The 13,858-nt window shown below is 56.9% G+C and carries 11 protein-coding genes; 5 read left to right on the forward strand and 6 right to left on the reverse strand.

The genetic code is table 11. The features are described 5' to 3' along the window. The 3 genes from ACZK4H_RS18925 (at position 1) to ACZK4H_RS18935 (ending at position 3,108) form a co-directional block, all read left to right on the forward strand. Positions 1-963 (forward strand): RHS repeat domain-containing protein, encoded by a 963-nt coding sequence (locus ACZK4H_RS18925; protein ID WP_239503825.1) that lies wholly within the window; start codon positions 1-3, stop codon positions 961-963. Between the two features lie 539 nt (positions 964-1,502). Further along, positions 1,503-1,889, forward strand: a complete 387-nt coding sequence (locus ACZK4H_RS18930; RefSeq protein ID WP_478473003.1) for a hypothetical protein — start codon at positions 1,503-1,505, stop codon at positions 1,887-1,889. A gap of 256 nt (positions 1,890-2,145) precedes the next feature. Next, positions 2,146-3,108 carry a phospholipase D family protein gene (locus tag ACZK4H_RS18935; protein ID WP_478473004.1) on the forward strand — a complete coding sequence of 321 codons (963 nt, stop codon included), beginning with the start codon at positions 2,146-2,148 and terminating at the stop codon, positions 3,106-3,108. Positions 3,109-3,277: 169 nt separating this feature from the next. Here ACZK4H_RS18935 and iteS read toward each other — a convergent pair whose 3' ends face one another. Both iteS and iteA read right to left on the reverse strand, forming a co-directional pair. Next, on the reverse strand, positions 3,278-5,599 hold the full coding sequence (iteS, locus tag ACZK4H_RS18940) for a S8 family anti-phage peptidase IteS (RefSeq protein WP_197970339.1): 2,322 nt from the start codon (positions 5,597-5,599) through the stop codon (positions 3,278-3,280). Continuing rightward, a complete protein-coding gene (gene iteA, locus ACZK4H_RS18945; RefSeq protein ID WP_251101610.1) occupies positions 5,550-6,728 on the reverse strand; it encodes an anti-phage ATPase IteA in 1,179 nt (392 codons plus the stop codon). Before iteA ends, iteS begins: the two co-directional genes overlap by 50 nt. Positions 6,729-7,255: 527 nt before the next feature. Between iteA and ACZK4H_RS18950 the strand changes: the two genes are divergently transcribed. After that, complete coding sequence (locus ACZK4H_RS18950) at positions 7,256-8,053, forward strand: type I restriction enzyme HsdR N-terminal domain-containing protein (RefSeq protein ID WP_251101611.1); 798 nt, start codon at positions 7,256-7,258, stop codon at positions 8,051-8,053. A 94-nt stretch (positions 8,054-8,147) separates the two neighbouring features. On the opposite strand, the gene ACZK4H_RS18955 is transcribed toward ACZK4H_RS18950, so the two are convergent. From ACZK4H_RS18955 to ACZK4H_RS18970, 4 genes are all read right to left on the reverse strand, one after another. Further along, positions 8,148-9,029 carry an AbiTii domain-containing protein gene (locus ACZK4H_RS18955; RefSeq protein ID WP_183153614.1) on the reverse strand — a complete coding sequence of 294 codons (882 nt, stop codon included), beginning with the start codon at positions 9,027-9,029 and terminating at the stop codon, positions 8,148-8,150. A gap of 103 nt (positions 9,030-9,132) precedes the next feature. Next, complete coding sequence (locus ACZK4H_RS18960) at positions 9,133-10,773, reverse strand: protein kinase family protein (RefSeq protein ID WP_251101612.1); 1,641 nt, start codon at positions 10,771-10,773, stop codon at positions 9,133-9,135. A 9-nt stretch (positions 10,774-10,782) separates the two neighbouring features. Continuing rightward, positions 10,783-11,505, reverse strand: a complete 723-nt coding sequence (locus ACZK4H_RS18965) for a hypothetical protein (protein WP_478473008.1) — start codon at positions 11,503-11,505, stop codon at positions 10,783-10,785. Between the two features lie 2 nt (positions 11,506-11,507). Then, a complete protein-coding gene (locus ACZK4H_RS18970) occupies positions 11,508-12,341 on the reverse strand; it encodes a vWA domain-containing protein (RefSeq protein WP_251101613.1) in 834 nt (277 codons plus the stop codon). 404 nt (positions 12,342-12,745) lie between these two features. Between ACZK4H_RS18970 and ACZK4H_RS18975 the strand changes: the two genes are divergently transcribed. After that, positions 12,746-13,693, forward strand: a complete 948-nt coding sequence (locus tag ACZK4H_RS18975) for a hypothetical protein (protein WP_183153617.1) — start codon at positions 12,746-12,748, stop codon at positions 13,691-13,693. Positions 13,694-13,858 lie beyond the last annotated feature (165 nt).

Here is a 13,858-nt window from a genome sequence, read left to right on the forward strand (position 1 = left end):
GTGGTAATCCGCAAACTGGTACTGGTCGCATCCATGCTTGTTGTCGGGCCAGCCATTGCCCAAACGGTTACCTACATCCACACCGATGCCTTAGGCTCGGTTGTGGCCGAGACCGATGCCAATGGCACCGTGGTCAAACGCTATGACTACGAACCCTATGGGGCGGTGGTGGGGGAGCAAGTCACGGATGGGCCGGGCTACACCGGGCACGTCAGCGATTCGGTAACTGGCCTGAGCTACATGCAACAGCGGTACATGGATCCGCAGCTGGGAGTATTCCTCTCAAGCGACCCAGTCTCTGCGTATGGTAGTCCAGTGGGCCAGTTCAACCGATACAGGTACGCGAATAGCAACCCCTATCGATTCATAGACCCTGATGGACGTGAGAGCGGTGCTGCGTTTCGAGTAGTCAACAACATCACCAATGGTGGAGCCGTTCTGCCCCCGCCTCGCAACTCCAGCGATTGGATGGGGCCTGCCATCGGATACTCTTTAGCAGGCGTGCTTGCACTTCCCGCAGCTGGATTCGCTGGCTCTTGGGCACTAGCCAATCCAAGCACCGCGAGCTCAATTGGGTCTGCTGTTGCGGATATTGGAATGGGCGATGCTCTAGGTGGCGCATCTCTCTCTGCCGGATCAGTAGCCTTGTATCGGGCAGTCGACGCAGCAGAACTCGCTAGTTTGAACAAGTTGGGGCATTTTGCTGCAGCGCCGAATGGGGATAGCGTCAAGCGATTCGTCAACAACAGGCCAGACGCGGAAGCGCTCGCCAAAGCCTACACGAGGGGGTTTGGCTCCACTCATACCGTCGTCGAAGGGCGTGCACCCGCCAGCCTCGTCAAGTCGGCCGAACGCACCGAATTCAATGACACGGGCAAAGCTATGGAGAGCATTGCAATTCCCAGCTCGCAGGTGAACAAGGTGATCTGCACTGGATCTCATATCAAACAAACAAGTTGCTGAAGATGACTATCCCCTACCCCAACCTCCCCCCATTTCGCGCAGAACTCCACCTTGATCTAGTGGACTCCCGAGGACGCCCCGTGGTCGCCATGGAGGCTTCAACTGCTCGGCCCATGGCGCTATCGCTGGACCGAAAACCGACTTGGTACACCTTTGTTATCAACGACAGAATCGTAAAGAAGATATCGCCAGGACAGACCGTAAGCTGCGCAATTTCATTTGTTAACCATGAAGACGCCGGAGTGATCTTTCACCAATCCGCATCGATTCTGTTTGGCGATGGAGTCTGCACCAGAGGCGTCATTCGGATAGTCTCCTTCGGCTAGAGCACGTACATCCCGCCGCAGCGGGAGCGAGCACGATAGCGCCGCGCTACACCCTTGGGATCGCGCCCTTCGCACCGGATGGCTCACCCTTGCCTGTCCAGGCAAAGGTGAGATTGCTGTGAGTCGTCCGGGGCCTCTCGCCCGCCGGCACACAGCCTGACTCACTTTCCTGTGGATGCAAGTGGACGCCGCTGAATACCGCTGGATGCGGCCATGAATCAAGCACCCGATGGCTTCAGGAATGCCATTGAACGTCAATATGGTGGGCCCACCAGGACTCACAAAGGCAATACAAGCATTGATTTTACTGTGCTTTGCCCCGAATCTTGCCAAAAAACGACTCACAATGTGACTCACTTTATCCAGTACTTGGCTTTGGATTCGAACCCAATCCAAGCCCATTTTTCTGGATCCAAATTAGTCCATTTCTTCAGCAAATTTTTGAGCGAAAAGCTGCCTCGAGGACACCACAAAGCACTCAATTGCGCAGTTTTGTCCATCGCTCGTCGCCAGGCTGCCACCTCAAACGCTGACTTCGTCTCGCAGCGGCAGCACCTTCGGCACGCATCCGGCATCTCGTGGCCAGCGCAGACTGAGTGATCGCCCCCCCGGCCATCGAACGGCTGTCCATCAATCATCAGCAAAGCCAGAACCAACTGGGCGATGTCGCAAGAGCTACCCAATGCTGATTGATCACATCCTTCTCCGAGTCCCCAGGTTCATTGGGCAAACGAAGAGACAATTATAAGAGCTACCCGCTTAGCCTCCTCAAGCAAGGCGACAAGCTCTTTCACCCGGCTCCATTTCAGGTACTTGCACTGCTAGGCTGAGTCATCTCAATGGCCCCGAGGAGAGCATGGCCGCATCGATACTTACTTCTCCAGCCGAAATCCTCACCGCGATCAGACGAGCCATCGCCAAGTCCCCTGCCCGCATCGCTGTCCCGTTCTGGGGTCAACGCGCACCGAGCTCTCTGGGGCTGGACAAGCTCAATCCATCCTCGGCCAAGATCCTTTGCAACCTGTCAGCTGGCGGCTGCAACCCAGACGTAATCCGTGAGCTGTTAAAGCTCGGATTTCCGGTGCGCGCCCTTTCCTCCCTCCATGCAAAGGTGTACATGGGTGCGACCGCTGCGGTCCTGGGGTCCGCCAATGCCTCCGTCGACGGCCTCGGCCTGAATGACGATGATTCCGGCTGGAACGAGGCTTGCACACGGATCGCCGATCCCGATTCGATCAAAAAACTGAATAGATGGTTCGATTCGCTATGGGAGAAGGCAGCAGACCTATCTTCGCCTGAGATCGCCCGGATCCTGCTCGAGCGAGCCGATCGGGCCCCACCAGCCCTTCGCGTTGACCCATTCGATCTGCTCAGCGCACTGAAGGAGAACCCGAACGCCTTCAAGAGCAAGAGCCTCTTCATTACTTTGGACTATCAACCCTACAGTGCATGCGTCACCAAGAGGGTGGAGGAACTCAATAACGGCTTAGGGCACGACATTGATGCATGGGAGGATTGGACTGACATGCCGTCGGCAGCAGAACTCCTTTCGTTCTATTTTGACCGTCGTTCGGGCAAGATTTCCTTCGAGGGGATCTACCAAAGCCCCAATGATCCAAAAGAGTCAATGGATCCAAAGACAAAGGGCATCTACGTACACCGAATCCGGCGAGCCCTCGGAACTTACGAGATTGGTGACCTCGAGGTCTGGAACGAAGCTGTAAAGCGCTGGAAGAGCGCCGTCTTCGTCAATGGACATGCAAAGGATGAAGACCTAGTCTTGCCGCTTTCCAAATTTGCAGCGACCTACTTACCGTAGCCTCTCCACCCCTTGCAGGCATTCTCAGCGAACCTCCCCCGCCATTCGCACGAATGCGATCACCTCTCGCAGTTCTAGCAGGAGGCTCCCTCCTTCCCCAAGAGCCTCTGCTGGCAAGGAAAGGCGAGTAGGGCCGATCCCGCGCAATGGGCAGGCCGGCCAATGTCCATCAGGTCGAAACATTGATCGGTACGGTGAGGGGCAGCGTCTGAGCCACCCAGTTGGCTGATGCGAGCGCGCGAGCACCTTCGTTGTAGATGTCCCCATCCTCATCGAGCGAACGAAGAGTGACGATGATCACCGCACGCATCGGTTCCTGTGCTGGTGGCTCATTTGCACGTCGCATCATGCTGGCTTGAAGTGCCCAGTCTGAACCAGCCGTCCCCGAGAAGACCTTTCGATGGATCTTCACTGGAGACCATTTACCACCATGTTCCACCTGGGCGCTCTCAAGTCCATCGCTGCCCTGCTCCCACTTCATCGGGGCCCGCCCATGGAACTGCATTACTCCGTTGCTATCCGGCTCCAACTTGCCGAAGCCAACCTCAAGGTTTGCCCTGACGTACTCAGCACCTGCAGCGCCATCAACTGGTGGTGAGTACACAGCCGTGAGGATCACCTCGCCGCGCAGCTTTCCCCCAACCAGCATTGACGCCGGAATCGGATACTGAGCCTTCCGCCACTTCGTCCCAGTCACCAGGTCGACTTCAAACACAAGCGTAAAGCTGTTTGAACTGTCATAGAGGACTGCCATCGGATCGCTGGGCAGTCCTGCACCAAAGTATCGACGATGCTCTGGAGGGCGAACTGGCGAGGCCAGCTCTGCGCTATGAATCAGAAGTGCTTTGACCATCGCGGGGGACGGTACAAGTCCGTGCTGGCGACCACCATGACCCAGGGCGCGCCAGGTTTGCGCCGCCATTGCTGAAACGATCGGGGCCGCAAAGCTTGTCCCTACATTTCGCAGTACACCGTTGTTTGGCGCCAGAACCTTGATGCCCAACGCGCTTGCTTCCCAGGGATGTTCCAGCCCTCCCCCGACGTGGACGAGATCCGGCTTTGGCGTGAACACTGGCCCCGGCCCGCGGCGGCTGTAGTTGGCTGGCTCCCCGATAGCAACAAACGATGACGGACTATCAAGATGCGTCACTGCACCAACGGTAAGGGATCGGATTGAATCTGCCGGACTTGAGATACGATCGGCCAGACCGCCAGGACAAGGCCAACCACGCCGGGGCATGTCAAGGTAGTTGCCTGCAGCAACGACGAATAGAACGTTGTGCTTGTCGCTCAGGGCGTCAAGCTCTTGGGCAAACTCGCTGAAACCGGTGTCGCCAACACCCACCCTTCCGCCCAGCGACAGGTTCCACACCCGGATGTCAGGTTGATTGATCAGCGCTTGTCTCAGTCGCTGAATCAGATCACCGACATTGGCGGTCGTGGACTCTAGGCCGCAGACGTCATGCACGCGACAGCCAGTAGACGGAATATGAGCATGCTGTTCGTTGAGCCCCTTGGCGTCGGCTATCAACGATGCGACCATCGTGCCGTGCTCGTAGTTTGTGTCTACATTGGTGACAAAGGTTTCGGTGGAGCTGACCCAGGGGGTCAGAAGCGTTGCACCAGGATGCACGCCAGTATCGAAGACCGCGACGATTGGAGCATCTGCAGGTGGCTGCCGCTCGAACGTGCTACCGGATGGGGGCACAACTACTGATTCACCCGGGGCTACCGACGCCTGAGGTTCAGGCTGAACGGACCGAACTCCGGGAAACGCGATTACAGCATCGAGAGTTCCATCAGATAGAGTCGCACCCGCATCGACCACATACACCGGCGGCCCCTTGAACTGAGGCAGCACAAAACCCGTGGCACTACCTGCCGCAAGAACTGCCTCAAGTGCCCCAATCGCCGCGGATTGAACCTGGGCATCCCTGTACTTGAAGAGCTTGATCCAGATTCGGCCGGTCGCACGAAGAGCGGACCGGACCATTGGCTGCGGCGCCTCTCTCAGAACGCCAGGCAGCTTAGCTTGAGCGGTCCACGCAGCGACCTCGCTAATCGCACTTAGATTGGCGCGGATAGCCTTGGTGTCGCGGGTGAAGATGGCTTCGCTGAGAAGCTCGATCTCGCGTGGAGTCGCCTCCACAAGCATCTCGTGGATTTCTGCATGGCCGATCACACTCAAGTCGGCGACCGCAGCCAAAGCCAGTGGCCGATGGCTCTTGGCAATCGCCTCTGGTCGGAGTCGAACCGCCAAGACCGTGGGAATTCCCGGATAGTTGCGGGCATTGGCGGCAACGAGCTCGCCCGCAGCACGAACTGTCTGGTTTAGTCGTGCTCGATAGGGCCCATCGACTTCGCAGAACTCCCGGGACCCCCCACCCGTCACCTCCACGCCAAAAACGTCACTTGGCGAGAAGGCCACATGGAAGAACGGGTTATTTGCTTGGGGCTTGGGCAGCCTCGTCGTCTTCGTCTCGCGCGGCATCTTCCTTGAGCTCCTTGATCATATTGTTGATTTTGCGAGTAGTTACGCCATAGAGGCGAGCCAGTTCGCGCACTGAGAACCGACGGGCATCCCAGAGGCGAAGCCAACGCACCTCATCATCTACTGATGTCAGGCTTTTACCTTGCATCAACGCCATGGCCAATGCCAGCCGGCGATGGGTTTCTCCTTCATCTACCACGGACTGGCGAGCAAGCACCGCATGCCGCTTCGCGTCCTGGCTCACTTGTTCAATCAATGAGCCCGTAGCACCGGCGGATCGTTCTGCCAATCCAGGGTAATCAAGTGTAGAAGCACTGAAGTTGGCCAAGTATCGCCGCCACAACTCTTCACGCAGCGAGGAATCTGGCAACGGCATCGGAAGTTGAAATGCGAATCGTCTCCAGACGGCCGGGTCAAGCAAACCATCATGATTGGTGGCCGCAACCACCACCGTGCTTGGCTCCAGTGCATCAATGTTCTGCAGTAGCGAGACCACCACTCGCTGCAGTTCGCCCACATCTCGCTCATTTCCACGCGCAGATGCTAGGGCGTCCACCTCGTCAAGGAAAAGCACGGCCGGACCACTCTGTGCATACTCAAACACACGACGCAGATTCTTGCTGGTCTGTCCGAGCAAGCTGCTGATCAGCGTATCGCAACGCACAGTGAGCAAAGGCAGTCCCAGCTTGGCAGCCACCCAGTGCGCGGTTTGAGTCTTCCCGGTTCCAGGCGGACCGTAGATCAACATACGGGGCGGCACTGCAGCCCCCGCCTTTGCGAGGAGGTCGTAGTGCCGCGCAGCATCCAACAGGTCCTCGACCCGGCGTTCAACACCACTTGGTAATGCCAAGAAGATATCTGAGAGGGAAGGCCTGCTGTAATCGACCGTGTGGAGGCGACTCTCACCATCCACGGGCAATTGCCCTGTGCCATTGGGTGAAGACGCATCCTGCGCACTAGCCAAGGCCCTGGGAGCCCGGATGAGGCGCTGGCGAACCAAGCTGGCCTGCTCCCGCTCGCCGGCGGACTCCAGCTTCTCAGCCAGAAGCCCCGCATAGCTAGTAGCCATCGTGGCGTTAGCTTTCAGTGCGCCGTCAAGGATCTTCAGTACTTCAGATAGGTATTCCACTTGCGCGCCAAGCCGTCCCGGATGGCGCCAATATACGTCATTTGCGTCGCAAATTCGGAGATCCGCGAAACGAAATGATCAATACGCGTATCAAAATCACCATAAATCGTTGCGCCCCAGACACCCCGAACCCAAAGATTGGAGCCCACCTCCAGCCGCCTCGTCAGGTGGACCGACGCGCCCCACCCCATTCAGCTACGGAGCGGCAGCCGTCCCCTTCAAACCGGCGACTGAGCTGCCAAGGCATCTTTCGGTCCAATCGCCCCGCCTTGGTTGGACCACTCCAATGACGGGGTGATCGTCAGCTCGACAAATGCAGACGCTCTTCTCCATGCAACAGCTGACAAGTCCTCTCGCCCCCCACGGGATCGACAACTCACTTAGCCGCTCTGCGAGCATGCCAGTGACGTAAACGGCATCAGTAGGCTCGCTTAATCAGGCGCTGCCAGCCTTGGCTGTAGGGCCTCATTGCGCGGATCTAAACGAGAAGCCAATATGCCGCAATCACCCAAGCAAGGAGCTAGGACGTGCTGAAGATCCCTAAGAAGGTAATGGACAGGTGGCCCGCGGCAGTCAGGTCACTGGTTACAGTCGCCGTATCCCACAAGACCAGAGATGTTTCCGAAGCCGACACTGTAACCCTGGTCAAGGACATGCTTGCCGAGATCTTCGGCTACGACAAATACAACGAGCTGACTGGTGAGCAGCAGATCAGGGGAACCTTCTGCGACCTTGCCGTGAAGATTGACGGCAAGATCCGCGTGCTGATTGAAGTGAAAGCTGCAGCACTGGCGCTAAATGAGACCCACCTGCGTCAAGCGATCAACTATGGCGCCCATGAGGGCATCGAGTGGATCGTTCTCACCAACGCACTTGAGTGGCGCCTTTACAGAATCAAGTTCGGCCAGCCTATCGAGTATGAACTGGTGTCATCACTGTGCATTGCAGACGTCAACCTCAAGAACGAAGAAGACCAGCGGCGGCTATTCCTTCTCTGCAGGGAAGGCATCACTTCAGATGCAATGGGCCTTTATCACCAGCACATCTCCGTTCTTAACAAGTTCACGGTTGCTCAAGTTGTGCTTGGCGAACCTGTCGTCTCCGTCATTCGAAGGGAGCTTCGCCGCCTGTTCCCGGAACTGAAGATCGAGTCAGAGGCAATCGCGGAACTTCTCAACAATGAAATCCTGAAACGTGAAGTTCTGGATGGCGACAAGGTAAAGGATGCCCAGCAGCGAATTCGAAGGGCTGTATCCAAGAACGCTAAAACACAAGCGAAGAAAGCCACTTCACCTGGCTCCGCGGAGGAGCCTGTCACAACTTGACAGCAGGGCTACCACCGACGACTTCAGTTTGGCGCGATAGGACTAGATCAACCTTCGCGCCAGATGAAACACCAAATATCCCCCCTCAGGTACGTCAGCCAACTCCTATTGCCCCCATGAGTGCAACAAGCTGCGGAACATAGCTAGAAAGTGCGCCACCCGTCGCGCCTTCCAGCACGGTTCGCAGCGACTTAAGGGACTCTTCCACAATTCCGCGCTTTGGAGCTTCGGACTGAAGCTGGACCAGTACTGTGTCCACGTCCACGGTCACTTGGCCGGGGCCGCCTTGCGAATTGGCAACGTTCTTGATCTCCTTCAACAGAGCTACAAGCTCATCACGCCTCTCCATCATCTGGTAGGACTGCTGTCCCGCAGAGAGCTGTTGAAGCTGCGAATTGTGCATCGATCCGATGTTGTTCGTGATGTTCGTTACATGCTGCGCCGCCTTCACGTCGGTAGGGCTAAAGCTCATGCCGTCACCGACCACCCCTGCCATCTCAAGATCAAGCGCCCACTGAAGAACTCGGTTTCGAATCGCGTCGAGAACACCATGGAAGACACTTCCAGAAATGAATAGTGAAGGCTGCATCTGCACCTCCATATGCTTCAGGAAGTGAGCTGTGACCACTGGCGGAAAGCTGAAGCGGAGCCCTTCATCCTCCTTCCGCAGGAGCGCCTCCACCTCAGCCACGCTGAACCCCATCGGCAGCCGGCAGAACTCCAACTCCATTTCCGCGGGCATGCGGAAGGGAATATAGCCATTACGCGGATTATGGACCTGAGGTAGTCCTCGCAATTCTCTGTAGTCAGGGAGCGTTGCTTCGCCACTGTACCCCGACAGCTCGGCCTTGATCCAAGCAGTGTCCTCGCCAATTTTAAGCTTGGTGGAAACAACCAAAGCCTTCCGAAGAAGGTCACTTACACCGACCTTTGGATCAAGCGCATCGCGCTGGATTTCCTGCACCAAGCTGGACATAAATGCTCCTAATGAAAAAACGGGAATCTTCGCCCGGGAGCTTTCTTGCCATCTCCCCCAAGGCAATCTGATCGGTCAGACCCATGCAACCTCGGCTAATGCCCTACCCAGCACAGGCCCTCAAAGCCAGCAAAAGGAAGAACCCGACCAGAACAATCGGCCAACATCCTTTGTTGGATGAGACTGCTGCGGGAGGCGCGCTATTCGGCATATGCTGCTTAGGCGGCATAGAGTACCGACCCGGAGACTGCCGTTGCATGCCGCCCAAGATGGACTGGTTTCGGGTCTGCGGCGGCGCTGATGGAGGCAATGGAGCGAAGGGCCCACCTGGCTTAGATGCACCGCCCCCCATGCCCACGAGGATACTCGCGTTCCGACTACCTCTCTGGACTGGGGCAGTGCCCGGGAGCTGGCCGGCCCGCTGAAGGCGGAATGCAGCATCCGTCTCGGTCAACGTCTGTATTTGTCCGGAAGAAGAGATGGTAATCGCAAGGTGTGTATAGCTTATCGACCGAATGCGGTTGCTATAGGGCGGATCGACCAACCCCATCACCGATACCCAACGCCCAACCCACGACTCATCCGGGAGATTGGGGCGGATGGCGTCCATTCCGTCTGACCAAATCGAGAGTTTTACCGCCAACCCACGCCAATCGGCAAAGTTCACGAAGATGTAGGGCTTGCCATTCTTAGCACGGCGACGTGTGACCTCATGGATGCAACCCACAAGCTCAACACGACTGCCAACCATCTGAAGTACTTGCCCGTAGTTGGAAGCATCCGCGACAGCATAGGGGCCTTGATATACCAGTACCTTGGGGGGCGCCGGAATGCTGAGCGGCCCCGGGGGAATACCTTTACCCAGCAGGAACTCTGCCAGTGAGGGGACTGCTGTGAACGGGCCCGCTGCTACCTTAGCCAGATTCTCCACGTGCGCTTTGACGCCAGGAATGGCAACAGCACCTTGGAAAGACGTGGACTGAGTAGGATCCAGAAAGTCATTACGCCGAAATACTACGGCACTGGGTTCGGAGCGGGACGAGGCCCACATTCGCGGGGATGCGATAAGGACCTGGAGCGCAACGTCCAGCGTAAGGAACGAGAAGCGATCCAATGTGGGACCGAAATCACTAGCCGAGCGCAGAGGATGTTGGAAGTTGAGCTGCCCCAGCTCGGTCGCGCTGGCGCCCTTGAGCGACTCCACATAAAGACCATCGTAATCGATCAGCTGCACCGTGCCCCCGTCAGGACTGACCATCAGGTTCTCAGGCTGGATATCTCCATGGGCAAGATTGTTCTGCTCTAGGTAGGCGGCCAACTTCGTCAAAGCCCCCCGGAGCCTTTGAAGTGCCACATTGTCGGCGTGTTTGGCCTCAAGGAACTCGGCCAAGGTGCTTCCGTTGGCCCATGCCATCTTGACAGTGGGATACACACTGCCCTGAATTCGGATGCCTGCAGGATTGAACTCAAAGTGCAGGAAATATGGACTATTGAGCTGCCTCAGGCGGGCAGATATCGCCTGATACCGGCGCTCCAGCTCACGCGATTCCTTGTGGAAGCAGCGCAGCGCGTACTTCTTGGCTCCCACTGTCACCGCATAGGTAAGAGCAAACCCTCCGCACAATGCCAAGGGCAATCCCAAACCAGAGGTCTTCAATGTTCCGCGCTTGAGCTCGGGATCCAGAAGCACGAGCTGCGGCGACTGTAACGCCTCGTTGTACTGCTCCAAGGACGGATAGGCCATCGTCATGCCTTAAGACTTAGTGACCGACACAATGATCAGCGTGGAGTCATCTCGACGCATGCGACCAGCTGCGCGCTCCCCAGCCACGAGGTCGATTAGCTCCCGAGGCTCTCGTATGCTTAGCAGGGCTTCCAACGCGGACCTATCGCCCCGTTCCTGGTGAGACAGAAGCCAGGCACCAAGTGCGTCTGTCATGCAGAGCAAGAACCGGTGCCCCAGAGCCTCATATCCCCATTCTCGAACCATCCGAGGCGGCTCGTCGAAGTCGTTCAGATCCAATCGAGTCGACAGCAATGACGGCTTCTCTTGGAACTGAGTCGAGTTCTCATAGGGTGCTGAAGCCACCAGATCATCGCCATCCACCCATATCGCCAAGCTGTCCCCTACAGAAGAAATCCGGATCGAGTTGGAGTTTGGGAGATCCTGAACCATCAGAAGCGTGGCGAAGCTACCTCTCTGGTATGCGGCCGCCTTGGACCAAGAGAGTTCACTTGGGTCATGCAGCTCTTCATAGGCCTGAGCGCATGCCAACACAGCGCCAACTGAAAGGTCCTCATCGATCATCCGGTCAACTAGAAGACGCGCCCAGTTGCGCGCGTCGAAAGACTCGGAAGCTCCATCGGAGAGCACCAGCCGGCCCTTCTCAGGGGCAAGTCGGTACGCATCCTCATTGTCATCGGGTGACTCAGCGTGCTTTGCCACCGTCCCTTCGAATAGAACGGACAATGCCATAGTCAGCGCAGCTGCGCGGCCCTCGTCCCAATGTCGAAGAAGTCCACAATCTCCGTAATTTCGCCATTGAATACGAAGCCCTTGGACTCCATTGTCGCCCTGAGTCCCTTCTCCTCTGCAACCTTCTGAAGATGAGGCGGCAGCGCGCTGGACATCCGGAAAAGCAACTTGGCATAGGGATCGCTCAGGCCCGCGTCCGTGCTTGGGAACTTGATCGAATCTCCGCCGCTGGTGCTTACGTGCAGATTGAACAACAGCACATTGCCGTCACTGGTACTAATCTGCTGCAGCTGCCTGGCCAGCGACTCGGGATCCCCATCGGTAGACTCGCCGTCCGTAACGTGAAGCACGGTTGGCGGGTAGCTGTCCGGATGAGCATCGCACCAGGCAACAAGTTCCACAGCTGCCGCGGTAATAGCAGTGCACATCGGCGTTCCACCTGACGCCTGGGCCTCAAACCACACAGGGAACTTGATGGACTGATCGACAAGGCCACCGGCTCCATCATCCACCCGCTTGGTGCGGTCCTCAACCCTGAGCGGATTAGCCTCAATCTGGGAAATGGGATGAAGAACCATCGAGGAAAGACCACCACCCAAGCCATTGCTGGCCGAAGAACCCGAGTAGCCAAGAACGCCGACCTCGAAGTAGTCTCTGGTACCTTCGGACTTAGTGCAGCGAGTGATCAGGGTTGCCAAGGTTCGGTTAAGCACGTCAGCAACGAATTGCGCCTTGGACTTTCCGTTTTCCATGGTGTCCTGCATGGAACCGGACTGATCAACAAGGAAAAGGAACGCGGTCGGGCTGGTTCTACTGATCTCAGCGGTGTAAGCCATAGATATCCCCTGCAATCTGGAAGTTATGGGGATAGACGCTCAGATCTCGGCTTGGCCGAGCCTGCTTTCCCCTGCCCTATCATGCCGCGCGACAACGGAAACCTCCACCAGTGTTTCGATGTCGCAGCGTAGGAATATTCTGACACGGGTAGCATCCATGCTAATTGGTCCGTATTGACCAGTTGTCAGGCAGGACTCAACAGGTGCCCCTTGCTTAACCAGACGAGCGCGAATTTACTGCTCGCACCACCACTACGTATGCCAACAGTCCCTGCAACTCACCTAGACTTTGTTGCTTCGCGCTCGAAGAGACGATCTCTGCTTTATCCACTATTCTCTCAAGCAATGAGCAGCACATGCCAAGCCGCACCGGCCAACTTGGGGCTTTGAAGCGTAGACACCCTATGGACATCATCTATCTTGATCAGAATCATTGGATCGATCTTTCAAGGGTTCATGCCGGCAAAGTCACCAAAGGACCGCGAGCGGACCTTTATGACGAGCTCCTGGCGGCCGTGGAGCGCGGCGCGGCCTTGTTCCCGCTTTCGGCCTCTCACATCCTAGAGACCTCCAAGCGCAATGACCAAGCGAGCAGATCGAATCTAGCTGCGACGCAGGTGAAGCTGAGCAGGGGATACGTCTACCGTAGCCGACCCGGACGACTCAAGGCCGAGGTGCGCACTGCTCTGCGTCGCCTATTTGGCCTGACGCGACCATCGCAGGCGGAGGAATTGGCCATAGTTCCTGGCTTTCTGCAAGCATTCCCCCCCTTCGACTCTTCCATCGCCTCACCTGAGGCACTCCTTCTTCTTGAACGAATCAATCGAAATTTCGCGCCTGCCGGGCAGTACTGGGATTTCATGGCAAACCAGGATGATGATCGAAGGAGATCTACCCACCTTCTGCTTGAGGCCATGGCTGGAACTGCCATCTCGGACATCCAGCGACAAAGAAACCTTCTCAAAGGGAGTTCTGTCGACCTTCAGCGCCGCGCTTATGCGGCCCAACTGTTTTTGGCACACAGACCGCTATACCTAGAGCTACTGAGCGAACTAGAGAGGTCTTTCGAAGAGCTGGTTTCGCTCGGAGATGAAGCTCTACGAGCACTTGTGTGGGAGGTGCCCACACTAGATATCGAGGCCGAACTAAGCGCTCGCATTGGGGCGGAGACCAGAGAACTAGACTCTCATGATCTGTTTGATATGCAAGCCATGTACACCGCCATTCCCTACTCACAACACGTGATCGCAGAAAAGGCATCTGTGTCGCGTGCGCGGCAGGCAAGACTGGACAAGAAGTACAACGTCACTTTGTCCTCCTCACTTGACGTACTCCAGGGCGCGTACGGCTGACCTTCAGGTCAATTGTGAAGCCGAATCGGGTCTTACCCTGGGGACTTGGCAAGTAGCGCCAACGATCCATGCACGGCGGGGTTGAAATCGTCTTGCGGCTCCCCGTAATTGGCATCAGGTTCCATACGGCAGCGGGGCATGATCGCAATGGAGCCCCAATGTGCG

It is taken from the genome of Stenotrophomonas sp. 78350_Sma, from assembly GCF_056482105.1.

Excerpts from the sequence above, each read along its gene's own strand:
- ACZK4H_RS18930 (WP_478473003.1), top strand. The coding sequence starts at position 1,503 with ATGAATCAAGCACCCGATGGCTTCAGGAATGCCATTGAACGTCAATAT.
- ACZK4H_RS18975 (WP_183153617.1), top strand. The coding sequence starts at position 12,746 with ATGGACATCATCTATCTTGATCAGAATCATTGGATCGATCTTTCAAGG.
- ACZK4H_RS18955 (WP_183153614.1), bottom strand. The coding sequence starts at position 9,029 with ATGTCCAGCTTGGTGCAGGAAATCCAGCGCGATGCGCTTGATCCAAAG.
- ACZK4H_RS18935 (WP_478473004.1), top strand. The coding sequence starts at position 2,146 with ATGGCCGCATCGATACTTACTTCTCCAGCCGAAATCCTCACCGCGATC.
- ACZK4H_RS18970 (WP_251101613.1), bottom strand. The coding sequence starts at position 12,341 with ATGGCTTACACCGCTGAGATCAGTAGAACCAGCCCGACCGCGTTCCTT.
- ACZK4H_RS18960 (WP_251101612.1), bottom strand. The coding sequence starts at position 10,773 with ATGGCCTATCCGTCCTTGGAGCAGTACAACGAGGCGTTACAGTCGCCG.
- ACZK4H_RS18965 (WP_478473008.1), bottom strand. The coding sequence starts at position 11,505 with ATGGCATTGTCCGTTCTATTCGAAGGGACGGTGGCAAAGCACGCTGAG.
- iteS (WP_197970339.1), bottom strand. The coding sequence starts at position 5,599 with ATGCCGCGCGAGACGAAGACGACGAGGCTGCCCAAGCCCCAAGCAAAT.